This window comes from Curtobacterium sp. MCLR17_045 (assembly GCF_003234405.1).
Lineage (GTDB): Bacteria > Actinomycetota > Actinomycetes > Actinomycetales > Microbacteriaceae > Curtobacterium > Curtobacterium flaccumfaciens.
This window is the reverse complement of sequence record NZ_QKTB01000002.1, coordinates 193,967-217,397: the sequence shown is the minus strand read 5'-3', so window position 1 is coordinate 217,397 and position 23,431 is coordinate 193,967. Positions and strand designations below refer to the sequence as shown.

General features: G+C 71.8%; 20 protein-coding genes. 12 read left to right on the top strand and 8 right to left on the bottom strand.

The window, feature by feature from the left end; all coding sequences use genetic code 11:
- Window positions 1–58: 58 nt before the first annotated feature.
- From DEJ05_RS03190 to DEJ05_RS03175, 4 genes are read right to left on the bottom strand one after another with little or no spacing between them, the layout of a single operon-like run.
- Entirely contained in the window at window positions 59–1,795 is a 1,737-nt protein-coding gene (locus DEJ05_RS03190) for an ABC transporter ATP-binding protein (RefSeq protein ID WP_111109717.1), read from the bottom strand.
- Window positions 1,792–2,691, bottom strand: a complete 900-nt coding sequence (locus DEJ05_RS03185) for an ABC transporter permease (RefSeq protein ID WP_111030533.1) — start codon at window positions 2,689–2,691, stop codon at window positions 1,792–1,794. Before DEJ05_RS03185 ends, DEJ05_RS03190 begins: the two co-directional genes overlap by 4 nt.
- On the bottom strand, window positions 2,688–3,683 hold the full coding sequence (locus DEJ05_RS03180; protein WP_111109716.1) for an ABC transporter permease: 996 nt from the start codon (window positions 3,681–3,683) through the stop codon (window positions 2,688–2,690). Before DEJ05_RS03180 ends, DEJ05_RS03185 begins: the two co-directional genes overlap by 4 nt.
- A 5-nt stretch (window positions 3,684–3,688) precedes the next feature.
- On the bottom strand, window positions 3,689–5,308 hold the full coding sequence (locus DEJ05_RS03175) for an ABC transporter substrate-binding protein (RefSeq protein WP_111109715.1): 1,620 nt from the start codon (window positions 5,306–5,308) through the stop codon (window positions 3,689–3,691).
- Between the two features lie 32 nt (window positions 5,309–5,340).
- Here DEJ05_RS03175 and DEJ05_RS03170 point away from each other — a divergent pair, with 32 nt between their 5' ends.
- Entirely contained in the window at window positions 5,341–5,940 is a 600-nt protein-coding gene (locus DEJ05_RS03170; RefSeq protein WP_027464707.1) for a TetR family transcriptional regulator, read from the top strand.
- A gap of 143 nt (window positions 5,941–6,083) precedes the next feature.
- On the opposite strand, the gene DEJ05_RS03165 is transcribed toward DEJ05_RS03170, so the two are convergent.
- Window positions 6,084–7,106 (bottom strand): cation diffusion facilitator family transporter, encoded by a 1,023-nt coding sequence (locus DEJ05_RS03165; protein ID WP_111030530.1) that lies wholly within the window; start codon window positions 7,104–7,106, stop codon window positions 6,084–6,086.
- A gap of 244 nt (window positions 7,107–7,350) precedes the next feature.
- Here DEJ05_RS03165 and ileS point away from each other — a divergent pair, with 244 nt between their 5' ends.
- From ileS to DEJ05_RS03140, 5 genes are read left to right on the top strand one after another with little or no spacing between them, the layout of a single operon-like run.
- Complete coding sequence (gene ileS, locus DEJ05_RS03160; protein ID WP_111109714.1) at window positions 7,351–10,608, top strand: isoleucine--tRNA ligase; 3,258 nt, start codon at window positions 7,351–7,353, stop codon at window positions 10,606–10,608.
- The gene (locus tag DEJ05_RS03155) at window positions 10,605–12,113 is read left to right on the top strand and encodes a folylpolyglutamate synthase/dihydrofolate synthase family protein (protein ID WP_181440635.1); all 1,509 of its coding nucleotides are present in this window, start codon (window positions 10,605–10,607) and stop codon (window positions 12,111–12,113) included. Before ileS ends, DEJ05_RS03155 begins: the two co-directional genes overlap by 4 nt.
- Window positions 12,110–12,526 (top strand): DUF4233 domain-containing protein, encoded by a 417-nt coding sequence (locus tag DEJ05_RS03150; RefSeq protein WP_051596525.1) that lies wholly within the window; start codon window positions 12,110–12,112, stop codon window positions 12,524–12,526. Before DEJ05_RS03155 ends, DEJ05_RS03150 begins: the two co-directional genes overlap by 4 nt.
- Window positions 12,527–12,561: 35 nt before the next feature.
- Entirely contained in the window at window positions 12,562–12,981 is a 420-nt protein-coding gene (gene ndk / locus DEJ05_RS03145) for a nucleoside-diphosphate kinase (RefSeq protein WP_017885984.1), read from the top strand.
- Between the two features lie 14 nt (window positions 12,982–12,995).
- Window positions 12,996–13,844 (top strand): thioredoxin domain-containing protein, encoded by an 849-nt coding sequence (locus DEJ05_RS03140; protein ID WP_111033477.1) that lies wholly within the window; start codon window positions 12,996–12,998, stop codon window positions 13,842–13,844.
- Between the two features lie 66 nt (window positions 13,845–13,910).
- Here DEJ05_RS03140 and DEJ05_RS03135 read toward each other — a convergent pair whose 3' ends face one another.
- Window positions 13,911–14,774: a thioredoxin domain-containing protein gene (locus DEJ05_RS03135; protein ID WP_111109713.1), complete on the bottom strand. Its 864-nt coding sequence runs from the start codon at window positions 14,772–14,774 to the stop codon at window positions 13,911–13,913.
- A gap of 31 nt (window positions 14,775–14,805) precedes the next feature.
- Window positions 14,806–15,408 carry a vitamin K epoxide reductase family protein gene (locus tag DEJ05_RS03130; RefSeq protein ID WP_164941242.1) on the bottom strand — a complete coding sequence of 201 codons (603 nt, stop codon included), beginning with the start codon at window positions 15,406–15,408 and terminating at the stop codon, window positions 14,806–14,808.
- Window positions 15,409–15,755: 347 nt separating this feature from the next.
- Between DEJ05_RS03130 and DEJ05_RS03125 the strand changes: the two genes are divergently transcribed.
- Both DEJ05_RS03125 and DEJ05_RS03115 read left to right on the top strand, forming a co-directional pair.
- Window positions 15,756–18,752 (top strand): Rne/Rng family ribonuclease, encoded by a 2,997-nt coding sequence (locus tag DEJ05_RS03125; protein ID WP_181440634.1) that lies wholly within the window; start codon window positions 15,756–15,758, stop codon window positions 18,750–18,752.
- 1 nt (window position 18,753) lies between these two features.
- Window positions 18,754–19,683 (top strand): hypothetical protein, encoded by a 930-nt coding sequence (locus tag DEJ05_RS03115; protein WP_111109712.1) that lies wholly within the window; start codon window positions 18,754–18,756, stop codon window positions 19,681–19,683.
- Window positions 19,684–19,778: 95 nt separating this feature from the next.
- Here DEJ05_RS03115 and DEJ05_RS03110 read toward each other — a convergent pair whose 3' ends face one another.
- Entirely contained in the window at window positions 19,779–20,051 is a 273-nt protein-coding gene (locus tag DEJ05_RS03110) for a DUF4031 domain-containing protein (protein ID WP_111024157.1), read from the bottom strand.
- Window positions 20,052–20,230: 179 nt separating this feature from the next.
- On the opposite strand from DEJ05_RS03110, the gene rplU reads away from it, so the two are divergent.
- The 4 genes from rplU (at window position 20,231) to proB (ending at window position 23,311) form a co-directional block, all read left to right on the top strand.
- Window positions 20,231–20,539: a 50S ribosomal protein L21 gene (rplU, locus tag DEJ05_RS03105; RefSeq protein WP_027464715.1), complete on the top strand. Its 309-nt coding sequence runs from the start codon at window positions 20,231–20,233 to the stop codon at window positions 20,537–20,539.
- 12 nt (window positions 20,540–20,551) lie between these two features.
- Entirely contained in the window at window positions 20,552–20,803 is a 252-nt protein-coding gene (rpmA, locus tag DEJ05_RS03100; RefSeq protein ID WP_017885976.1) for a 50S ribosomal protein L27, read from the top strand.
- Between the two features lie 104 nt (window positions 20,804–20,907).
- Entirely contained in the window at window positions 20,908–22,485 is a 1,578-nt protein-coding gene (obgE, locus tag DEJ05_RS03095) for a GTPase ObgE (protein WP_111109711.1), read from the top strand.
- Window positions 22,486–22,492: 7 nt separating this feature from the next.
- A complete protein-coding gene (proB, locus tag DEJ05_RS03090) occupies window positions 22,493–23,311 on the top strand; it encodes a glutamate 5-kinase (RefSeq protein ID WP_217499638.1) in 819 nt (272 codons plus the stop codon).
- The last annotated feature ends 120 nt before the right edge of the window (window positions 23,312–23,431 follow it).

Here is a 23,431-nt window from a genome sequence, read left to right as displayed (position 1 = left end):
TCGGTGACGTCACGCGCGCAGCGACAGTCCGCGGGTGCGAGCGCGCGTGGACTGTCGCTCAGTCCGTGACGTCGGCTGCGGCCCCCGCTGCGGGGCCCGCTGCCAGCCGCTCCGCGGCGTGCAGCAGCCGCGCGGTCACCGGGTGCGCCGGGCGCGCGAAGACCTCGGCGGCGGGGCCGTGCTCGACGACCGCGCCGCGGTGCACCACGAGGACGTCGTCCGCCATCCGCCGGACCGCCCGGAGGTCGTGCGACACGAACACCATCGCCACCCCGGTCTCGTCGCGGAGCCGTTCGAGGAGCCGCAGCACGGCGTCCTGCACCGTGGCGTCGAGGGCGGTCACCGGCTCGTCGAGCACGATCACCTCGGGGTCGGTCGCCAGCGCACGGGCGATCGCGAGGCGCTGTCGTTGCCCGCCGGACAGCGTGTGGGGGGAGCGGGGCCGCAGCACGGGGTCGAGGTCGACCTGCCGCAGTGCCGCGTCGACCCGGTCGCCGAGCGCACCGCGTGCCCGCCGCTCGTCACCTCGTGAGAACGCGTCGGTGAGGACCCGCTCGACGTTCCACCGTTCGTCGAAGGTCGCGCCGGGGTCCTGCACGACGGCCGCGACCCGGTGCCGTCGGGGGCGTCGCTCGCGCTCGGGCAGCGGGACCCAGGGCTCGTCGTCGAGCGTGACCGTGCCGGCGTCGGGTGTCTCGAGCCCGAGGAGCATCCGCGCCAGCGTCGTCTTGCCCGAGCCCGACGCGCCGATCACCCCGAGCACCCGGCCACGTTCGAGCCCGAACGACACGTCGTCCACTACGAGCACCCCGTCGTACTCCCGCGAGAGCCCCTGCGCCGCGAGCACGTCCCTCGCACCGTGCGAGGTTGCGCGCTCGGTGTCGCGGTTGCCGATCGGCGCACGGTGCGGAGTCGTGCGGTCGGTGCGAGGTTGGCCGCTCGGTGCATCGTCAGAGGGCTGCACGGAGCCATCGACCTCGCACCGGTCTGCGAGATCGGCACCGTGCGCCGGCTCCGGCGCCGCCGCGGCAGCACCGGCAGCACGCACCAGCGCCCGGGTCGCGGGGTGGGTCGGCGCCGCGAAGACCTCGGCGACCGCACCCTGCTCGACGATCCGGCCCTCGTGCACGACGGCGACCCGGTCGGCCCACCCCGCGACGAGCCCCAGGTCGTGCGTGATGACGAGCAGTCCGGCACCGCGGGCCTGCGCGGCTCGCAGCTGTTCCATCACGGTGACGGCGACCCCGGCGTCGAGCGCCGTCGTCGGTTCGTCGGCGACCAGCAGCGCGGGGGACCCGACGGTCGCCGCGGCGATGAGGGCCCGCTGTCGCATCCCGCCCGACAGGGTCCCGGCGAGCCGGCCGTCGGTCGCGATGTCCGGGTCGAGGCCCACCGCGGCCAGGGCGTCGCGCACGGCGTCCACGCGCTCGGCCGCACGCATCTCGGTGTGCAGGCGGAGGCTGTCGGCGACCTCGCGCCCGACCGGGCGCAGCGGGTCCAGCGCGCCCAGGGCCTCCTGGCCGACGTAGCCGACCCGCGATCCCCGAAGCCGACGCCACCGCCGGTCCGTGTACCCGCCGACGTCGACGCCGTCGACCGTGAACACGTCGGCGTGCACGGCGGCGCCGGGCACGGACAGACCGAGCACGGCGCGGGCGGTGACGGTCTTGCCGGAGCCGGACGCCCCGACCAGGGCGACGCACTCGCCGGCGTCGACGCGCAGGTCGACACCGTGCGCGATCGGGGTGCCGCCGATGGCGACGGTGAGCCCGCGGACATCGAGGACGGCGCTCACCGCGCGGCCCCGGTCCGTCGGATCGCCCGGCCGAGCACGGTGACGGCGGTCGCGAGCACCACGATCGCGAGTCCGGGGAAGGTGCTCATCCACGGCGCGGTCTGCAGGTAGGTGCGACCGTCGGCGAGCATCGCGCCCCACTCCGGCGCGGGCGGGGGCGTGCCGACGCCGAGGTAGCTCAGCGCCGAGGCCCACACGACCGCCTGCCCGACCCCGAGCGTGGCGACGGCGACGACGGGCCAGAGCGCCGTCGGCAGCACGTGCCGGACCACGGTGCGGGCGGGGGAGCGGCCGAGCAGCACCGCCGTCTCGACCACCTGCGAACCCCGGGCCGCCCGGACCAGGCCGCGCACGATCCGGGCGTAGCCGGGAGCGGTCGCGAACCCGACCGCGAGCACCGCTGGCACCGGACCCGGACCGGTCACGGCGATGACGACGAGGGCGACGAGCAGCAGCGGCAGGGCGAACGCGACCTCGGTGACGCGGCCGATGACGGCGTCGAGCAGTCGTCCGAGTCGTCCGGCCCCGGCACCGAGCCCGGCGACGACGCCGAGCAGGACGCCCACGCCGCCGCCGATCAGGGTCGCGGCGACGCCGACGACGAGCGATGCCCGGGTCCCTGCGACCACCCGCGCCAGGACGTCGCGTCCGGACTCGTCGGTGCCGAACGGGTGCGCGCCGCTCGGCGCGGCCAGGGCATCCGCGGGGTGCACCGCGAGCGGGTCCCCGCCGCCGAGCAGGGCGGGCCACGCCGCCGCCACCACGGCGACCAGGACGACCACCCCCGCGGCGATGCCGCCGGCGCCGAGCGTCCCCCCACGGACGCGCTCGGTGCCGGCGGCGGTCTGGTGGCCGGGCGCTCCGGTCTGGAGGCCCGGGTCGGCGATCCCGCTCACCGCGCGCCCGCCGGACGGCCGGGCCCACGGCGTCGCGCAGCACCGGGGCGCAGGGTCGCGTTCCGTGCGGTGCTGCGCGGGTCGACGGCACGTTCGACCAGGTCGGCCACGGCCAGCACGACGACGTACGCGGCCGCCGACACCATCGCGATGCCGGCGACGAGCGGCATGTCCCGCTGGGTGACCGCGGTGACCAGGGCACGGCCGATGCCGGGCAGGGCGAACACGGACTCGACGACCACGGCTCCGGAGACGAGCGACCCGAAGGCCCATGCGGACAGCGCGATCCCGGGCAGGGCGGCGTGCCGGAGCAGGTGCCGTCCGAACAGCCCGAGGCGGGTCTCGCCCCGACCCCGGGCGGCGAGTGCGAAGGCCGAGCGCTGTGCGTCGACCACGCCGTCGCGCACGGTCTCGGCCAGGTACCCGGCGACGGGTACGGCCACGGTCAGCACCGGGAGCACCCAGCCGCGCGCGGTGCCGTCACTGACCGCAGGCACCCACCCCAGGGACGTGGCGAACACGACGATGAGCACGCTGCCGAGCCAGAAGTGCGGCATCACGCTCGCGGTGACGCTCAGGGCGCTGGTGAGCCCGGCGGCGATCCTGCCGCGCTGCGTCGAGGCCCAGGCGGCGACGATCGCGAGCACCCAGGCGACGACGAGGCCGGCGACCGCGAGCGTCAGCGTGACGGGCAGCTGCTGGGCGAGGAGCGTCGCGACCGGGGTGCGGAAGGCGTACGAGTCGCCGAGCTGCCCGGATGCCAGGCGTCCGAGGAACACCGCGTACTGCACCAGGACCGGCTGGTCGAGGCCGTACTCGTGGCGGACCTGGGCGACGGCCTCGGCCGAGGCCTGCGAGCCCGGTCCGCCGAGGATCGCGAGCGCCGGGTCACCGGGGATGAGCCGGATCGCGACGAAGACGATCGTCGCGACGGCCCAGAGCACGCCGATGCCCCCGGCGAGCCGCCGGAGGGCCCACCAGACCCATCGCATCCGTGTCAGCGGTCGATCCAGGCGGTGCCGAACCAGGGCGTCGAGACCGGGGTGGTCCGGATGCCGTGCACGGACGAGCGCACCAGGAAGTGGTTCTGCTGGTCGTACAGGGGGAGCACGGTGTCGCTCGCCAGGATCGCCTTCTGCGCCTGCTCGTACAGGTCGGCGCGCTCGTCGGCGTCCGAGGTGCGGGCGGCCTGCTCGAGCAGCCGGTCGACGGCGGGGTCGTCGAGCTGGGCGAGGTTCGCGAAGTAGCCCGACGGTGCCGGTTCGATGCTCGCGCTGTCGTACAGGATGCGCAGGACGTCGGGGCCGACCTTCGTGTACGGGGCGCTGACGACGTCGTACTCGTTCGCGGCGAGGGCGGCGTACCAGCTGGACAGGTCGAGTTCGTCGAGCACGACCTTGAACCCGACGGCCTTCTCGGACGCCTGGATCTGCTGGAACAGGCTGCGCTCGGCCGGCACCGACTGGTTCGTCGAGACGGGGAACGTCACGGTGAGCTGCTGGCCGTCCTTCTCGCGGATGCCGTCGGACCCGACCTTCCACCCGGCGTCGTCGAGGAGCTGCTTCGCCTTGGTGGGGGAGTAGTCGAACCGGCTCTTCTCGGAGTACGCGAGCGGCTCCGCGCTCGAGAGCACCGAGTACGAGCGCTTCGCGGTGCCGAGGAACAGCGACTGCAGGCCGGGGTCGATCTCGGCACCGGCGATGAAGGCCTGGCGCACCGCTTCGTCGCGGAACACCCCGTGCCCGGAGTTCAGCTCGAGCCGGTTCGAGGCGCCGGGGCGTGGGGCGTCGAGGTCGCGGATGGCGCCCTTCGCCGACGCGGCCTTGAGCTGGTCGGGCTGGGCGTTGTCGATCACGTCGACCTGACCGGACTGCAGTGCGGCGTAGCGCGAGGTCGAGTCCGGCAGGAACCGCCACGTGATGCCGGACAGGCGCGGCTTCGTCGCGCCCCAGTAGTCGGCGTTCTTCGTCAGGGTGACGCGGTCGCCGTGCTTCCAACCGGTGACCTCGAAGGGGCCGGTGCCGACGGGGGACTCGCAGTTCGTCGCCTGCTTGCGCTCGAGCGCCTTCGGGGACTCCATGCCCACCCAGGGCTGCGAGAAGGACTCGAGCAGCGCGCTGTCCGGCCGGCTCAGCGTCAGCGTGACGGTGCGCTCGTCGGTGGCGGTCGCCTTCGTGATGGACTGCAGCGCCAGGTAGCCGGTGCTCGAGGCGGTGGCCGGGTCCTGCACGTGCTCGATGTTCGCCACGACCGCGGCGGCGTCGAACGGGGTGCCGTCGGTGAAGGAGACGTCGTCACGCAGGGTGAACGTCAGGGTCTTCCCGTCGTCGCTCGTGCTCCACTTCGTCGCGAGCTCCGGCGTGGGCTTGCCGTCCTCGAGCCCGACGAGCTCCTCGATGTACTGCGTCGCCAGGAGTGCCTGCGGGTAATTGCCGCCGACGTGCGGGTCGAGGCAGGTCGGTTCGGCGTCGCCGGAGGCGTAGGTGAGCGTGCCGCCCGCGACCGGGGTGCTGCTCCCGGTGCTCGTGCCCGGTCCGCTGCAGGCAGCGAGGACGAGCAGGACCGCCGAGGCGCCCGCGACGGCGGTGAGGGTTTTCTGTACTGAGTCCAAGATCATGGCTGACCGAGTCTAGCGGTTTACTGGGGCCCATGGACGAACCGATCCGCCGCGGTGGCCGACCCCGACGCTCGAGCGCCGAGGTGCTCGCGGACGCCGCCGCCGAGCTCTTCCTCGAGCAGGGGTACGGACGCACCACGGTCGACCAGATCGCCGCCCGCGCCGGGGTCAGCCGTGCGACGTTCTTCAACTACTTCCCGGCGAAGGCCGACGTGATGTGGCTCGAACTCGACGCCGCCGTCGCCGGGCTGCCCGGGTACCTCGCCGCGTCGACCGAGCCGAGCGTCGTCCGGGCCGTTGAGCAGGCGCTCCTCGCGGCAGCCCGTGCCCACGACCCCGAGCGGGTGCCGTGGGCCGTTGCGCAGGCCGAGGTGATGGGCATCGGGCCCGAGCTGGTGGCGGGCGTCGCGGTCCGGGTGACGGCGCAGCACGAGGCCGTCGCCGCCTTCGTCGCGGGCCGCACGGGGGAGCAGCCGCGCTCACTCTGGCCGCAGACGGTGTCCGGCGCGATGCTCGGTGCCGCCGCCGCGGCGTTCGGGGTGTGGGTCACCGACGGGGTCGGCCGCCGTGCGCTCGTCGAGTACGTCGCGGCGGCACTCACCCCGGTGGTCGCGGGCCTCGACGCCCGCTGAAGCGCCGGCGTCTTCGCGCGACGCCGCCTCGACGGCGAGACGCCGTTGGATCCTGCGGCGTCTCGAGCACGTGGCGGCGTCTTGCTGACACGCCGGCGTCTTGCGGCACGAACTCCGCCGCCGGCCACCCACCCAGTCGACGCTCACTCCGTGCGCAGGGTCCCCGCGCCACCGGACGCCACGTCCGAAGCCGTCCCGTCCCGCACGACCTCGGGCACGTCGCCGTCGGTCGGCACCAGCGACTCGTCGCCCGGGTAGCTCAGGGTGAGGACGGCCTCCTCGATGTACGGGCTGTCCTCGAGCGACTGCTCGACGTCACGCAACCGCACCGCCACGTGCTCCTCGGTCTCGTTGCCCGTCAGGTCGACGGCCGCGACGAGGTACACCCGCGACGGCCCCACGAACTCCAGGTGCAGGTAGGTGACCCGCTCGACCTGCGACCGGCCCAGCAGCTCGACGAGCACCGCGTTCTCGAGCTCCGGGGACGTGCTCTCGCCGAGCAGGAACCGGCGGTTGCGGTCGATCAGGACGATCGCGACGACCCCGAGCAGCACACCGATCGCGATGGAGCCGAGCGCGTCGAAGACCGCCAGCCCGGTGACCTGGTGCAGGAACACCCCGAGGAACGCCACGACCAGGCCGATCAGCGCCGCCGCGTCCTCGGCGAACACCGCGCGGAGCGTCGGGTTCGACGACTGCAGCACGTGCCGCAGCACCGGGACCTTGCGCTTCGTCGCGGCACCGTGCGCCTGCCGGTACGCCTGCAGGAAGCTCGTGCCCTCGAGCAGGAACGCGACCCCGAGCACGACGTAGTTGAGCACGACGTCCTCGGCCGGCCCGGTGTCCCCGAACTCCGAGATGCCGTGGTAGATCGACACGATCGCACCGGCCGTGAACAGGCCGAACGCGGCGAACATCGACCAGATGTACGTCTCGCGTCCGTACCCGAGCGGGTGCGCGGTGTCCCGCTTCTTGCCGCCCCGTCGTTCCGCGACGAGCAGGAACACCTCGTTGCCGGTGTCCGCCCACGAGTGCGCCGCCTCGGCCACCATCGAGGCCGAACCCGAGACGAGCGAGGCGATCGTCTTCGCGATCGCGACGAGCAGGTTCGCCCCGAACGCGATCAGGACGGTGACGAGTGACTCGGGACGTTCTTCTGCGGGCATCACTCAAGCATGCTCCCGTCCGGTAAAGTCGTGTTCCACGAGCGTCGATCCGGCCATCACCGGGGAGCTTCCGGAAGAACGCGGAGCGCACCAGCGGCTCCGTCAGTAGAACCGGGCGGGTTCGGGACCGTCACCACCCCCGACACAGAGTGGTCGCACAGCGCACGTTGGGCGGCAAACGAGGTGGTACCGCGGAACCTGTTTCCGTCCTCGTGGAGATCGAGCGAACCCACAAGGAGTCCCGGTGCCGTACCCGTTGAACGCCGATGCCGATGGCGTCGTCCCCTCGCCGAGCTTCCCCGCCGTCGAACGGGGCATCCTCGCCTTCTGGAAGCGCGACGACACGTTCCAGGCGTCCATCGACGCGCGACAGGGCTGCCCGGAGTGGACCTTCTACGACGGCCCGCCCTTCGCCAACGGCCTGCCGCACTACGGGCACCTGCTGACCGGGTACGCCAAGGACGTCTTCCCGCGCTACCAGACCATGCGCGGCAAGCAGGTGCACCGCCGCTTCGGCTGGGACACCCACGGCCTGCCCGCCGAGCTCGAGGCGATGCGGCAGCTCGGCATCACCGAGAAGCACGAGATCGACGCCATGGGCATCGACGTCTTCAACGCCGCCGCCAAGAAGTCCGTGCTGCAGTACACCGACGAGTGGCAGGAGTACGTCACCCGCCAGGCGCGCTGGGTCGACTTCGAGGACGACTACAAGACCCTCGACGTCACCTTCATGGAGAGCGTGCTCTGGGCCTGGAAGCAGCTCTGGGACAAGGGCCTGGCGTACGAGGGCTTCCGGGTCCTGCCGTACTGCTGGAACGACCAGACGCCGCTGTCCAACCACGAGCTGCGCATGGACGACGACGTCTACAAGATGCGCCAGGACCAGTCCGTCACCGTCTCGTTCCCGCTGCACGGCGACCGCGCTTCCGCGCTCGACCTGACCGGTGTGCGCGCGCTCGCCTGGACGACGACCCCCTGGACCCTCCCGACGAACGCCGCGTTGGCAGTCGGTCCGGAGATCGCGTACGCGGTCGTCCCGGCAGGGCCTGGAGGCGCGGCTGACGGTGCCGACGCCGGTTCCGTCTCCTACCTGCTCGCGTCCGACACCGTGGCCGCGCACGCGAAGGAGCTCGGCTACGCCTCGGGTGACGAGGCGCTCGCCGCCGTCGCGCGCACCCTGACGGGCGCCGAGCTCGACGGCGTCGAGTACGAGCGGCTGTTCAACTTCCTGGCCGACGCCGAGGGCTACGAGAACGCATGGCGGATCCTGGTCGCCGAGTACGTCGAGACCGGTGAGGGCACCGGCATCGTGCACCAGGCCCCGGCCTACGGTGCCGACGACCAGGAGGTCTGCGCCGCCGCCGGCATCCCCGTCGTGCTGTCCCTCGACGAGGGCGGCGTCTTCACGTCGCAGTTCGGCGAGGTCGCCGGCATGCTCTGGTCGGACGCGAACAAGCCGCTGACCAAAGCGGTCCGTGACGCCGGGCGACTGCTCCGCCAGGCGTCCTACGAGCACAGCTACCCGCACTGCTGGCGGTGCCGGAAGCCCCTCATCTACAAGGCCGTCTCGTCGTGGTTCGTCCGCGTCACCGAGCTCCGTGACCGCATGGGCCAGCTCAACCAGGACATCAACTGGGTGCCGGACAACGTCAAGGACGGCCAGTTCGGCAAGTGGGTCGGCAACGCCATCGACTGGTCGGTCTCCCGCAACCGCTACTTCGGCACGCCGATCCCGGTGTGGCAGTCCGACGACCCCGAGTACCCGCGCACCGACGTGTACGGCTCGCTCGCCGACATCGAGCGCGACTTCGGTCGCCTGCCGGTGAACGCCGAGGGCGAAGTGGACCTGCACCGGCCGTTCATCGACGACCTGACGCGGCCGAACCCCGACGACCCGACGGGCAAGTCGACGATGCGCCGGATCACCGACGTGTTCGACGTGTGGTTCGACTCCGGCTCGATGCCGTACGCCCAGGTGCACTACCCGTTCGAGAACCGGGAGTGGTTCGAGTCGCACAGCCCGGCCGACTTCATCGTCGAGTACATCGGGCAGACGCGCGGCTGGTTCTACGTCATGCACGTGCTCTCCACCGCGCTGTTCGACCGGCCGGCGTTCCAGAACGTCATCAGCCACGGCATCGTCCTCGGATCGGACGGCCAGAAGATGTCGAAGTCGCTCCGGAACTACCCGGACGTCTCCGAGGTCTTCGACCGCGACGGTGCCGACGCCATGCGCTGGTTCCTGATGTCCTCGTCGGTGATCCGCGGCGGCAACCTCGTCGTCACCGAGGAGGGCATCCGCCAGGGCGTCCGCGAGTTCATGCTGCCGCTGTGGTCGACGTACTACTTCTTCACCCTGTACGCGAACGCCTCGGGTCCCGACGGGTACCGGGCCCAGCGCCGGACCGACTCGACCGACGTGCTCGACCGGTACCTGCTCGCGAAGACCCGGGTCCTCGTCACCGACGTCCGGACGCACCTCGACGCGCTCGACACCCCGCTCGCGGCCCAGGCCGTCCGCGACTTCGCCGACGTGCTCACGAACTGGTACGTCCGCCGCTCGCGCGACAAGTTCTGGACCGGGGCCGACGCGGACGCCGGCGCCGAGACCCGTGCGGCGTTCGACACGCTGTACACCGTGCTCGAGACCCTGACCCGGGTCGCCGCCCCGCTCGCGCCGCTCGTCACCGAGGAGATCTGGAAGGGCCTGACCGGCGGACGCAGCGTCCACCTGACGGACTTCCCGGACCCCGACGAGTTCCCCGCCGACGACGCCCTCGTCGACGCGATGGACCGCGTGCGCGACGTCGCCTCGAAGGGACTGGCGCTCCGCAAGGCCACCGGCAAGCGCGTCCGCCTGCCCCTGGCCACGCTGACCCTGGTGGTGCCGGACCCGGCCGCGGTCGATCCGTTCGCCGACATCCTGCGCGACGAGCTCAACGTCAAGCGCGTGGTGCTCGAGGCCCAGGCCGAGGAGTCGCTGGCGCAGTACGGCATCGAGCGGAAGCTCACCGTGAACGCCCGGGTCGCCGGCCCCCGCATCGGCAAGCAGGTGCAGCAGGTGATCCCGGCCGCCAAGAAGGGCGACTGGACCGCGACCGACTCCGGCGTGACCGTCGGCGGCGTCGACCTGATCGAGGGCGAGTACTCGCTCGACCTCACCGTGGCCGACTCTTCGGTGGCCGTGGCGTTCCTCGACGAGGGCGGCTTCGTCGTGCTCGACACCGTGACGACGCCCGAGCTCGAGGCCGAGGGGCTCGCCCGTGACGTCGTCCGCGCCGTCCAGCAGGCCCGCCGCGACGCCGACCTCGACGTCAGCGACCGCATCGCCCTGACCCTCCGGGTGGACGACACGGCCGACGGCGCGGTCCGCGCGCACCAGGAGCTCATCGCGGGGGAGACCCTGGCGACGAGCGTCGAGATCGTGCCCCTCGGGGCGGACGACACCACCACCGACGTCGGTGACGGTGCGAAGGTATCCGTGGAGGTAGCACGCGCATGAGTGACCACGACCAGTACGACGACCACGAGGTGAACGAGGAGTTCGTCGGACACGACGAGCTCGACGGTCACGGTGTTGACGGGCGCAGTGCGGACGGCATCCGGATCCCGGTCGGCCCCTCCGGCGACGCTCCGGCCGACGCCGTGCCCTACGGCGGCGACGACGACGAGGTCCGGCGCGTCGAGGCCGCCCTGTACGCCCGCATCGGCGAACAGGCCCCCGAGCGCCGGCTGACCGCCACGCGCCGCGCCGTCGAGCTGCTCGGCGACCCGCACCTGGCGTACCCGGTGATCCACGTCACGGGCACGAACGGCAAGACGTCGACCGCGCGCACCATCGAGAGCATCGTCCGGGCCCACGGTCTGCGGACCGGCCTGATGACGAGCCCGCACCTGGTGTCGATCCGGGAGCGCATCGTGGTCGACGGTCAGCCGATCGCGGCGGACCGGTTCGTCGAGAACTGGGACGACATCGCCCCGGTGCTCGAGATCACCGACCGCGAGCTCGCCGACAAGGGCGAACTCCCGCTGACCTTCTTCGAGGCGCTCACCGTGCTCGCCCTGGCGTGCTTCGCCGAGGCGCCGGTGGACGTCGCCGTGATCGAGGTCGGCATGGGCGGCGAGTGGGACTCCACCAACGTCGTGCAGAGCCAGGTGTCGGTGTTCACGCCGATCGCCATCGACCACGCGAAGCAGCTCGGTGCCACCGTGGCCGAGATCGCCCGCACCAAGTCGGGCATCGTCAAGCCGTCGTCCGCCGTTGTGTCGAGCCGACAGGTCCCCGAGGCCCTCGCCGAACTCGTGCGCGCCGCCGAGCTCACCGAGTCCACCCTGGCCGTCGAAGGTACGGGATTCAGCGTCGTCGACGTCACCCCGGCCGTGGGCGGACAGCTCATCACCGTGCAGGGCATCGCCGGCCGCTACGACGACCTGTTCCTGCCGCTGTTCGGCCGGCACCAGGCCGAGAACGCCGCCGTGGCCATCGCGGCGGTCGAGTCGTTCCTCGGCCGCGGGGCCCAGGCCCTCGACGAGGACGTCCTGTCCGAGGGCATCGCCGGCACGACCAGCCCCGGTCGCCTGCAGCCCATCGCGACCGACCCGACCGTCGTCGTCGACGCCGCGCACAACCCGCACGGTGCGAAGGCCCTGGCCGAGGCGCTGCCGGTCGCGTTCCCGTCCGAGCACGTCGTCGGCGTCGTCGGGATCCTCGGCGACAAGGACGCCCGCGGGTTCGTCCGCGCGCTCAAGGACACCGTCGCCACGTTCGTCGTGACGCAGCCGCCGGGGGAGCGTGCGCTCGACGCGGACGAGTTCGCCCGGGTCGTCGTCGACGAGGTCGGTGAGGACCGCGTCGTCGTCGAGCCCTCCCTGGCGTCCGCACTGCAGGAAGCGCGCAGCCTGGCCGACGAGGCCGACGCCGAGGACGCCCTCGTGCTCGTCGCGGGCTCCATCGTGATGGTGGGCGCGGTCATGGACCTCGTGCACCGCGAAGGCGAGGCGAAGTGACGGACGCACCACGGGCCTCCCGGCCGGGCCGCGCACCGCGCACCCGGAAGCCGCGCCGCGAACGCGGGGCGCAGGAGAGCCTGCTCTCGATCACGCTCGTGCTCGAGGCGATCATGTTCTTCTTCCCCATGCTCGTCGTCTTCGGCAAGGGCACGCTGCCGCCCGCCGCGGCCTTCGGCGGGGGCATCGGCGCGATCATCGTCCTCGCAGCTGCCTCACGTCTGACGGGCAACCGGGCCGGTGTATGGTTCGGGTGGCTGCTGCAGGCGGCCATCCTCGCCACCGGGTTCATCGAACCGTTCATGTTCGCGGTCGCCGTGGTGTTCCTGGCGCTGTGGGTCTTCTGCTTCGTCAAGGGCGGTCAACTGGACCGTCAGAACGCCGCGCGCCGAGCGGCCATGGGCGAGGACTGACCACCACATTCGACCCCGAACACAGGGAGTACTGCGTGTCCGACTTCGAAGAGACCCTCGTCCTCGTCAAGCCCGACGGCGTCGCCCGCCAGCTGACCGGTGAGATCCTCCGCCGGATCGAGGCGAAGGGCTACGAGCTCGTCGACCTGAAGATGCTCACCGCGCCGCGTGACCTGCTCGACGCGCACTACGAGGAGCACCAGGGCAAGCCGTTCTTCGAGCCGCTCGTCGAGTTCATGCAGTCCGGTCCCGTCGTCGCCGTGCGCGTCGCCGGCAACGGTGCGATCGCGGGCTTCCGCTCGCTCGCCGGCACCACCGACCCGACCTCGGCCGCGCCCGGCACCATCCGTGGTGACCTGGGCCGCGACTGGGGCCTCAAGGTGCAGCAGAACCTGGTCCACGGTTCGGACAGCCCCGAGTCGGCCGCGCGCGAGCTCGCGCTCTGGTTCGCCTGAGCGACGGGGACGACGTGACGAACAACGACCGACCCACCAAGAACGAGCGGCGTCAGCACGCCCGAGAGGTCGCACGGCAGCGCGCCGACGCCGAGAAGCGCCGCAAGCGCCGCAACAAGTGGTTCCTGCAGGGCGGCATCGGCCTGGGCATCCTGGCGATCGCTGCGATCATCGCGATCGTCGCGGTGAACGTGAACAACGCGCCCGTGGTGTCCGCAGCCGGGCCAAAGAACATGGCCACCGGCGCGATCCAGTTCACCGGCCAGGACGGCAAGGTCACCCCGGTGACCACGCCGGCCGTCTCCGCGACGGGCTCGGCCTCGCCGGTCCCGACGGCGAACAGCGACGGCGCCGTGACGGTCACCGAGTACGTGGACTGGGCCTGCCCGGTCTGCAAGCAGTTCGAGGCGGCCTACTCCGACCAGATCCTCGACAAGGTGAAGTCGGGCGACGCGACCCTGGCGATCCAGCCGGTGTCGATCCTGGACCGCAGCTACGCGGGCTCCCGCTACGCCAGCCGTGCCGCGAACGCCGCCATGTGCGTGGCGAACTACGCGCCGGACAAGTTCCTCGACGTGCAGACGCAGTTCTTCGAGAACCAGCCGGCCGAGGGCACCAAGGGCCTGACCAACTCCGAGATCGCGAAGCTCGTCAAGGCGGGCGGCGCGACCGGTTCGGACCTGTCCCAGTGCCTGTCGTCCGAGCAGTTCAAGGGCTGGGTGACGAAGTCGACGCAGGCCGTCACCACGAACGAGGCGCTCGCGGGCACGCAGGGCTTCGGCACGCCGACGATCGTCGTCGACGGCAAGCGCCTGGACGACCTGAGCACCGTCATCACCGCGATCGACGCCGCGGCGAAGTAGCACTCCCCGAACGACCGACGGCCCTCGCTCCCATCCGGGAGCGGGGGCCGCTCGTCGTGAGGGGGGCTAGGACGTCCCGCCGTGCTGCCGGACGAAGGCCGCGAACGCGTCGACGTCGGCGAGGGACGCCGCACCGTCCGCGTTGTACTGCTCGCCGTCGACGATGATCGTCGGCGTGCTCGTGATCCCGTCGAGCGACGAGTTCGGCACGGGGTCGTTCATCGCCCGGTTCGTGGCGTCGGCGACCCATCCGGCGAAGTCCTGCCGGGTGATGCACGGTGTCACGGCCGGGTCCGTCGCCCCGGCCTCGTGCGCGAGGGACGCCAACTCGTCGTTCGTGAGTCCGCGCGTGCTCTCCGAGGGCTGGTGTTCGTAGAGCGAGCTGTTGAAGGCCAGGAACGCGTCCGGGTCGTGGTCCGCGACGCACGCGGCAGCCGCAGCGGAGCGGGTCGAGTACCGCGATCCGAGCGACACGCGGTCGAGCAGCCCGAGCGGATGCAGCTCGAGGGTGGCGGTGCCGTCCTCCACCCACTGCCGGATCCGGGGCATCTGGGCCGTCTCGAACTGGTTGCAGTACGGGCACATGTAGTCCGCGTAGATCGTGATCGCGGTCTTCGAGCCGTCCTGCGCGGTCGGCGTCGGGGTCCCGCCGTCGGGCACCGCTCGCGTCTCGACGGGCACGATCCTGCCGTACACCCCGGTGAGCAGGACACCGTCGCTCACCGCGTTCCGCGGACCCGGCCCGGCGGGCTGCACGGAGTTCGCGATGACCAGGACGACCACCGTGACCACCGCGAGGCCACCGACGATGATCCCGCTGATGCCGAGTGTGCGGAGGCGCCGGCGTCGAGACTGCTCTGCCGCCCGTGCCGCTCGCGCGCGTTCCCGTGCGGCGTCGCGGCGCGCCCTGCTGCTCTCGTGCTCGCTCATCGATCCCGAGCGTAGGGGCAGCGGGGACGGCTCAGAAGCTGGTGAGGACCGCGGGGAACTTGATGATGATCGTGACGATGATGACCAGGTAGTTCGCCAGCACGAACGCCCAGCTGAAGGGCAGGAGCGACCGCCCGACACGCTGTGCCCCGGCGCCGAAGCGACCCTGGGCGGCGTTCCAGATCGTGAACACCCAGAACATCGGGATCGTCATCGACCAGACGAGCATGCACCACGGGCACAGCGCGCCGATGACGAACACGGTCTGCGTGAACAGCCAGGTCACGAACACCCACGCCAGGAAGACCCCGGCGTTGAAGACGATCCAGAACCAGCGCGAACCGTTCCGGAACCCGGCGAGCAGCAGCACGGCGACGGCGATCGGGGCGACGAACCCCATGACGCCGAGCAGCGGGTTCGGGAACCCGAACAGGTGCCCCTGCCAGCTGGCCATCACGTCGGAGCAGTTGATGAACGGGTTCACGTCACAGCTCAGGACGGCCTTCGGGTTCTCGTACTTCGTGAACTCGTCGAGGACGAGCCGGAACGAGCCGAACAGGCCGACGATCCCGGTGACGAGCAGGAAGACCGCCATCGCGATCGGACGACGGGGGGCAGGTGCAGACGCGGTCACGCGGTCATCATCGCATGCGGGTTCCGGTGCTTTCCGGGTGCGGCATGCGATAATGCCTGGAGGTCGTGCGGCCAACCGCACACCGAAGAGAGCTTTCCGAGTGACGCCCCACCGGGCCGAACCCGGACGATCCGGTGCGGTGAGAGCGCACTGTGGTCGGGCAGCGTCACTCCGATGCCGAGCCGGAACGGGCCGGGTGCCCGGACCGGAACGGGCGCGGACGCAACGAGAAGTTGACGCGGACCGATCACGAGACAGCGAGCGCGGGGGCGTCGACGCCGCCCGCCACGACACAGAATTCCCGCCACCCGAAAGGGTGCGAGTGGGGCCGAGGAGTGCACCAGTCCATGGTGGAGCAGAACAACGACAACACGACCAACGACGAGAACGCGCCGAAGCGCCGGAGCCGCCTGTTCGGCGGTCGCCGCGCCCGGTCGTCCGGCCAGGAGGCCCGTGGGGGCGCCGAGCAGGCACCCCACGCCGACGAGACCCTCGCGCTGACGGGCGGCGCTGACGCCCGTCCCGCGGCCAGCGTCGCGTCGGCCGGTTCGCCGGACTCTCCCGGTTCGCCGGACTCGCCCGACTCCCCGGCATCGCCGGCGTCGCCCGTCGAGCCGACCGACACCGGGGCGGTCTCCGTCGCGGTCGAGGCGGTCGCCGACAGCGGTGCCGAGCCGCACGACGTGAGCACGCTGACCGGCGACCTGCCGGTCGTGACGGGCGACCGGTCGGCCACCGCGACCGACGGGGCGGACGCGGACCGCGCCTCCCGTCCGGCCGACGCCGCACCGACGGCCGAGGTGAGCGGCGACGCCGCACCCGCCGACGAGCCGTTCGTGCCGAAGGCCACGAGCACGCTCAGCCTGATCTTCCACGCGCCGGTGCTGCCGGAGCTGCCGCAGCGCGCGCCCCGGTTCGAGCGTGACCGCGACCGCGACCGTGACCGCGACGAGGACGACCGCTACGACCGCGAGGACCGCTTCGACCGCGACCGCGACCGTGACGACCGCGACGACCAGGGCGGCTCGCGCCGTCGCTCGCGTCGCCGTGGTTCGAGCGCCGACCGCGAGGCCCGCGAGCCGCGCGACCACCAGGAGCCGCGCCGCCGCGAGCCGGAGCTCATCACCGAGCCGCAGCGCATCAAGGGCTCGACCCGGCTCGAGGCGAAGAAGCAGCGCCGTCGTGACGGCCGCGATGCCGGACGCCGCCGCCAGGTGGTCAGCGAGGACGAGTTCCTCGCCCGCCGCGAGAGCGTCGACCGCCAGATGATCGTCCGCTCCAGCTCGTCGACGATCGAGATCGGCGTGCTCGAGGACGGCATCCTCGCCGAGCACTACATCACCAAGTCCGAGAACGTGTCGCTCATCGGCAACGTCTACCTCGGCAAGGTGCAGAACGTCCTGCCCTCGATGGAGGCGGCGTTCGTCGACATCGGTCGTGGTCGCAACGCCGTGCTCTACGCGGGTGAGGTCGACTGGAACTCCGTCGAGACCGGCAACCACGGTCGCCGCATCGAAGCAGCGCTCAAGCCGGGCGACAAGGTCCTCGTGCAGGTCACGAAGGACCCGGTCGGCCACAAGGGTGCCCGCCTCACCAGCCAGATCTCGCTGCCGGGTCGCTACCTGGTCTACGTGCCGAACGGCTCGATGAACGGGATCTCGCGCAAGCTGCCGGACACCGAGCGTGCCCGACTGAAGAAGATCCTGAAGGAGGTCCTGCCGGAGCACGCGGGCGTCATCGTGCGCACCGCTGCCGAGGGTGCGACCGAGGAGCAGCTCACCCGCGACGTGCAGCGCCTGACCAGCCAGTGGGAGGCCATCCAGAAGAAGGTCGCCGGTGGTCACGCGCCGGTCATGCTGCACTCCGAGCCCGACCTGCTCATCAAGATCGTGCGTGACGTGTTCAACGAGGACTTCACGAAGCTGATCATCGACGGCGAGGCCGCCGGCGGCACCATCGACGAGTACCTGTCGGCCGTCGCCCCGGACCTCAAGGACCGCGTCGTCCGGTACGAGGGCCCCGACTCCTTCGAGGAGTTCCGCCTCAACGAGCAGATCGACAAGGCGCTCGACCGCAAGGTCTGGCTGCCGTCCGGTGGTTCGCTCGTCATCGACCGCACCGAGGCCATGACGGTCGTCGACGTCAACACGGGCAAGTTCGTCGGTTCCGGGGGCAACCTCGAAGAGACGGTCACGAAGAACAACCTCGAGGCCGCCGAGGAGCTCGTCCGCCAGCTCCGCCTGCGCGACATCGGCGGCATCATCGTCGTCGACTTCATCGACATGGTGCTCGAGGAGAACCGCGACCTCGTGCTCCGCCGCCTGGTCGAGTGCCTGAGCCGTGACCGCACGAAGCACCAGGTCGCCGAGATCACCTCGCTCGGCCTCGTGCAGATGACCCGCAAGAAGATCGGTGTCGGCCTGCGCGAGTCCCTCGACGAGGTCAACGCGAAGATCAACGACAACAACGCCGACCCGGGCCCGAGCAAGGGCCGTCGCAAGGGCCGCGGCGGGAACGGCAACGAGAACGGCCGATCCGACAACGGCAACGGCAACGGCAACGGCGGCAAGGGGAACTCCGGTTCCTCGGGGCAGTCGAACGGTGCCTCCGGCCAGGCGCACCAGATCACCGACGACGTGAAGAACGCGCTGTCGCGGATCGCCGCATCGACCCTGTCGCACGACGAGCAAGAGGCCGCAGCGGCTGCCGTGACCGCGACGGAGGCCACGGCACCGTCGTCGGCCGACGCGTCGACCGGCCCGGACAGCACGGGTGGCGAGCAGTCGACCGGTTCGAAGCGTCGTCGCCGTGGCCGTGGCGGCCGCGGGGCAGAGCAGCAGAGCGGAGACCAGCAGAGCGGCGACCAGCAGGCCGCTGCCGACGCTCGGGCCACCGATGCGCCGCAGGCACCCGCCGCCGAGCAGTCGGACGCGCCGGGGTCGTCGGTCACCGCTGAGCCCGCCGTGATCGTCGAGTCCGAAGCTCGCGCGCCGAAGGTCGCTGCTCCGGCCGTCACCGAGCCCGCAGCCGCACCGAAGGCGAAGGCCCCGGCCCGCCGTCGCGTGAGCTCGAGCGCCACCGTGACGCCGACCGACAACACCGTCGCGATCCTGGACATCCCGATCGCCGCGGCGCCCAAGCGCGAGCCCCGCGCGGTCGCCCCGGACGCCGAGTCCCTGCTCGACTCGGTGCTCCAGGCGCTCCCGGAGCCGAAGCAGCCCGGACAGGGGCGCTCGCGCTCCCGCCGGGTCTCCTCGCCGAGCATCAGTGCTCCCGCCACGCCGACGGAGGAGTCGACCGACGACGCCGACGGCTCCGACGGCGCAGTGATCCTGGGGAACTGACGTGACGAACCCGGGCGACCCGCAGCAGCAGCGTGGGTACTACGGTGCGGGCTGGTCCCAGCCCGCACCGCCCGGCCCGGGTGCCCAGCAGCCCGGCGGCCCGGTGCCGCCGCAGCAGGGCGGTGTGCCGCAGTACGGGCGTCAGCCCGGTGCCGGTGCGCCGTACGCCCCGCCGCGGCCGCCCCGTGCCCCGGCCGACCCGCGCCGGGCCTTCGCGCCCGGCGCCTCGGTGACGAACACGGCCGGTGCGCTCATCGCCGTGGTGGCCCTGGTGCTCGTCGAGTTCGTGTCCGGGCTCTTCGGGCTGCTCGGCGCCTCGCTCGTGGTGAGTCCGTTCCGGCACTACGGTGCCGGCACGAGCCTGCTCGGCAGCTTCACGACCGGGGTCTTCGTGGCACCGTTCCCGTACTACGTCGGCGCGTTCCTGGCCCTGGCGTTCCTGACGCCGATCGACCGCCGCAGCCCGCTGCCGAGGCTCCTGCTCCGCGTGGTCCTCGCCGGCGCCGCGGGCACGGTGGCCCTGATGCTCGTCGGGGTGTTCACCGGCTCGTTCGGAGCGACCACCGCCGGCGGCTCCCAGCTCGTCATCGACGTGCTCACGCGGCCGCTGCAGAACGGTCTGCCGTTCACCGTGATGCTCCTGGCGACCGCCACGGCGGCCTGGCTCTGGCTCGGTCGGCCGCGCCGCGGACGTGGCTCGTCGACGACCCCGGGGATGCCGGGCACCGTCCGACCCGCCGACGCGGTCCCACCCCCGACGATCCAGCCGCAGGCACCACAGCAGCCACAGCAGCAGCCGCCGGCACCGTACGGGCAGGGGCGCGTGCAGCCCGACCCCCACGGCCAGTACGGCGGCCAGTACGGCGCCGGGCCACGCCCAGACCAGCAGCAGCCCCCGGCGAACCCCTGGGGCGGTCCAGCGCCCCGCTGAGCCCGTTCGCGCGGCCCTGCGAGCCGGCGGTGCACCGTGGGCGGTGCCGGGCGGGGCGGACGCACGCCGCGCCTCCCGGGGGTCCGGACGCGCGGTCAGGTGCCGCGCTTGTCCCGCTGTGCCACGCGCAGCCCACTGCGGATCAACCGCAGCACGAGCTCGCGTCCGGTCACGGCCGAGGCGCCAGCGGCCACCAGTTCGTCGTACCGCGAGAGCGGGACGTCGTAGTGGTCGTGGTCGAACGCACGGCGCGGCACACCGGCCCGCGCAGCGAACGCGTGGAGTTCCGCGTAGGATTCATCACTGACGAGGTGCGACCACAGTGTGTCGTGGGCGGGCCACGTCGGTGGGTCGATCAACACGGTCACCGTGCAATCGTACGGGTGTCGCCGTTTGACCGGACCCAGGGTGATCGAGTATTCTCGGTCCCTGGTGTCAGCGGGCCGTTCTGCCTGCGTCGCCGATCGGGCCCGGCCTTCCGGGAGCCGCTCGTGCAGAAGTGGGCACCCGAGACTTCCCTCAAGCAGAGTTACGTAAGGATTTCCACGTGGTTTACGCAGTAGTGCGCGCCGGCGGCCGTCAGGAGAAGGTCGAGGTCGGCACCATCCTGACCATCGACCGTGCCAAGGCGGACGACAAGGGCAACATCGACCTCGCCCCCGTGCTCCTCGTGGACGGTGACAAGATCACGTCGGCGGCTTCCGAGCTCGCGAACGTGACCGTCACCGCCGAGGTGCTCGACGACCTCCGTGGTCCCAAGGTCATCATCCAGAAGTTCAAGAACAAGACCGGGTACAAGAAGCGCCAGGGTTTCCGCGCTGAGCTGACCCGCGTCAAGATCACCAAGATCGCGTAAGGGAGTCAACTCATGGCACACAAGAAGGGTGCGAGTTCCACTCGCAACGGTCGTGACTCGAACGCACAGCGCCTCGGCGTGAAGCGCTTCGGTGGCGAGGTCGTCAACGCCGGCGAGATCATCGTCCGCCAGCGCGGCACGCACTTCCACCCGGGCGCCAACGTCGGCCGCGGTGGCGACGACACGCTGTTCGCCCTCTCGTCCGGTTCGGTCGAGTTCGGCACCAAGGGTGGCCGCAAGGTCATCAACATCGTCAACGCGTAGTCGTTCGAACGACTGCAGCTGGAGGGGCGGGCCGAGTGCCCGCCCCTCCTTCGCTTTTCCCGCCGACGATCCCGTCGGCACAACGAAACACCTGGAGTGGACCCATGGCGACCTTCGTCGACCGCGTGACCCTGCACCTCAGCGCGGGGCACGGCGGCAACGGCTGCGTGTCGGTCCGCCGTGAGAAGTTCAAGCCCCTCGCCGGGCCCGACGGCGGCAACGGCGGTGACGGCGGCGACATCGTGCTCGTGGCCGACCCGCAGGTGACGACGCTGCTCGGCTACCACCGTTCCCCGCACCGCTCGTCGAAGAACGGGCAGCCCGGCATGGGTGACCACCGCAGCGGTGTCAGCGGCGAGGTCCTCGAGCTCCCGATGCCCGTCGGCACCGTGGTGTACGACGAGTCCGGCGAGGTCATCGCCGACCTCACCGAGCCCGGCATGCGCGTCGTCGTGGCCCCCGGTGGACAGGGCGGCCTCGGCAACGCGGCGCTCTCCACCACGAAGCGCAAGGCCCCCGGCTTCGCGCTGCTCGGCACCGAGGGCTGGGCGGGGGACATCAGCCTCGAGCTGAAGACCATCGCCGACGTGGCCCTCGTCGGGTTCCCGAGCGCTGGCAAGTCCTCGCTGATCGCGGCCGTCTCCGCCGCCAAGCCGAAGATCGCGGACTACCCGTTCACGACCCTCACCCCGAACCTCGGTGTCGTCGAGTCCGGTGACACCCGCTTCACCGTCGCCGACGTCCCCGGTCTGATCGAGGGCGCGTCCGAGGGCAAGGGCCTGGGTCTCGAGTTCCTGCGCCACGTCGAGCGGTGCGAGGCGCTGCTCCACGTCATCGACTGCGCCACGCTCGACCCGGGCCGCGACCCGATCAGCGACCTCGACGTCATCCTCGGCGAGCTCGAGCGCTACCCGGTCCCCGAGGGCCAGGTGCCGCTGCTCGAGCGCCCGCAGCTCATCGCCCTGAACAAGATCGACGTGCCCGAGGCGCAGGAGCTCGCCGAGTTCGTCACCGCCGAGCTCGAGGGCCGCGGCTACCGCGTCTTCCCGATCTCCACGGCCTCCCGCAAGGGGCTCCGCGAGCTGACGTTCGCCCTGGCCGACATCGTCGAGCAGGCCCGCGCCGCCCGTGCTGCCGAGCCGGTCCCGGAGCGCATCGTGCTCCGCCCCCGCTCCGTCAACGAGAAGCCGTTCACCGTGCGCGCCGAGGGCGGCGAGGAGCACCGCTTCTACCGCGTCCGCGGCGCCAAGCCGGAGCGCTGGGTCCAGCAGACCGACTTCACCAACGAAGAGGCGATCGGCTACCTGGCCGACCGACTCGCGAAGCTCGGCGTCGAGGACGGCCTGTTCAAGGCCGGAGCCGTCGCCGGCTCCACCGTCGTCATCGGTGGCGACGGCGGCATGGTGTTCGACTGGGAGCCCACGCTCACGTCGACCGCGGAGCTCATCACGAGCGCCCGTGGCACCGACGCGCGCATCGGTGCGACGGCGCGTCCGACCCGCAACGAGCGGCGCGAGGAGTACTTCGAGCGGATGGACGCCAAGGCGGCCGCCCGTGCCGAGCTCGAGCAGGAGCGCGTCTCCGGGCTCTGGGTGGACGACGACGTGGTGACCAGCGACCAGCTCGGCACCGGCGACCAGTTCGACGGCGACCAGATCGAGACCAGCGACCAGAAGGACTGACCGCGGCATGACCGACACGACCGCCCGCACCGACCTCGGCCCCGTCACACGGCGCGAGGACATCCCGCGTGCGCGGCGGATCGTCGTCAAGGTCGGCTCGTCCTCGGTCAGCGGTGACGCCGCCGGCCAGATCGGCCCCCTGGTGGACGCGCTGGCTGCCGCCTACGGGCGGGGGACCGAGGTCGTGCTCGTGTCGTCCGGTGCGATCGCGACCGGGTTCCCGTTCCTCGGGCTCGAGGGCCGGCCGGACGACCTCGCCACGCAGCAGGCCGCGGCCGCCACCGGGCAGAACGTCCTGATGTTCCGGTACCAGAAGGAACTCGACCGGCACGGTGTCGTCGCGGCGCAGATCCTGCTCACCGCCGGTGACCTGCAGAACCCCACGCACCGGGTGAACGCCCAGCGCGCCATCGACCGGTTGCTCGCCCTGCGCGTGCTGCCGATCGTGAACGAGAACGACACCGTCGCCACGCACGAGATCCGCTTCGGCGACAACGACCGGCTCGCGGCCCTGGTGGCCCGGCTGCTCGGCGCCGACGCCCTCGTGCTGCTCTCCGACGTCGAGGCGCTCTACACGGCACCGCCGGAGCAGCCCGGCGCGACCCGCATCGACGAGGTGCCGTTCGGCGACGAGCTCGCCGGGGTCACCTTCGGCTCGATCGGCACCGCCGGCGTCGGCACCGGGGGAGCGGGGACCAAGGTCGCCGCCGCGCGGCTCGCGGCCGAGGCGGGCACCGCGGTGCTCGTGACCGACACGGCGCTGGTCGACCGCGCGCTGGCGGGCGAACACCTCGGTACCTGGTTCCACGCCGCGCCGCGTCCCTGACGCAGTCGGCAGTGCGCCGCGCCGCGTCGCGCCGGTGGCAGCGAGCGGTCACGACTCGCCGTCGGGACGGTGCCGACTGGTCGGAGACCGTCGGCGCTGGCGTCGCGGAGCGACGGTCTG

Coding starts and splice junctions, on each gene's coding strand:
- DEJ05_RS03135 (WP_111109713.1), bottom strand. CDS start 14,774: ATGAGCGAGCACGAGAGCAGCAGGGCGCGCCGCGACGCCGCACGGGAA.
- DEJ05_RS03155 (WP_181440635.1), top strand. CDS start 10,605: ATGAGTGACCACGACCAGTACGACGACCACGAGGTGAACGAGGAGTTC.
- DEJ05_RS03165 (WP_111030530.1), bottom strand. CDS start 7,106: ATGCCCGCAGAAGAACGTCCCGAGTCACTCGTCACCGTCCTGATCGCG.
- DEJ05_RS03125 (WP_181440634.1), top strand. CDS start 15,756: ATGGTGGAGCAGAACAACGACAACACGACCAACGACGAGAACGCGCCG.
- proB (WP_217499638.1), top strand. CDS start 22,493: ATGACCGACACGACCGCCCGCACCGACCTCGGCCCCGTCACACGGCGC.
- DEJ05_RS03180 (WP_111109716.1), bottom strand. CDS start 3,683: ATGCGATGGGTCTGGTGGGCCCTCCGGCGGCTCGCCGGGGGCATCGGC.
- rpmA (WP_017885976.1), top strand. CDS start 20,552: ATGGCACACAAGAAGGGTGCGAGTTCCACTCGCAACGGTCGTGACTCG.
- DEJ05_RS03175 (WP_111109715.1), bottom strand. CDS start 5,308: ATGATCTTGGACTCAGTACAGAAAACCCTCACCGCCGTCGCGGGCGCC.
- DEJ05_RS03170 (WP_027464707.1), top strand. CDS start 5,341: ATGGACGAACCGATCCGCCGCGGTGGCCGACCCCGACGCTCGAGCGCC.
- obgE (WP_111109711.1), top strand. CDS start 20,908: ATGGCGACCTTCGTCGACCGCGTGACCCTGCACCTCAGCGCGGGGCAC.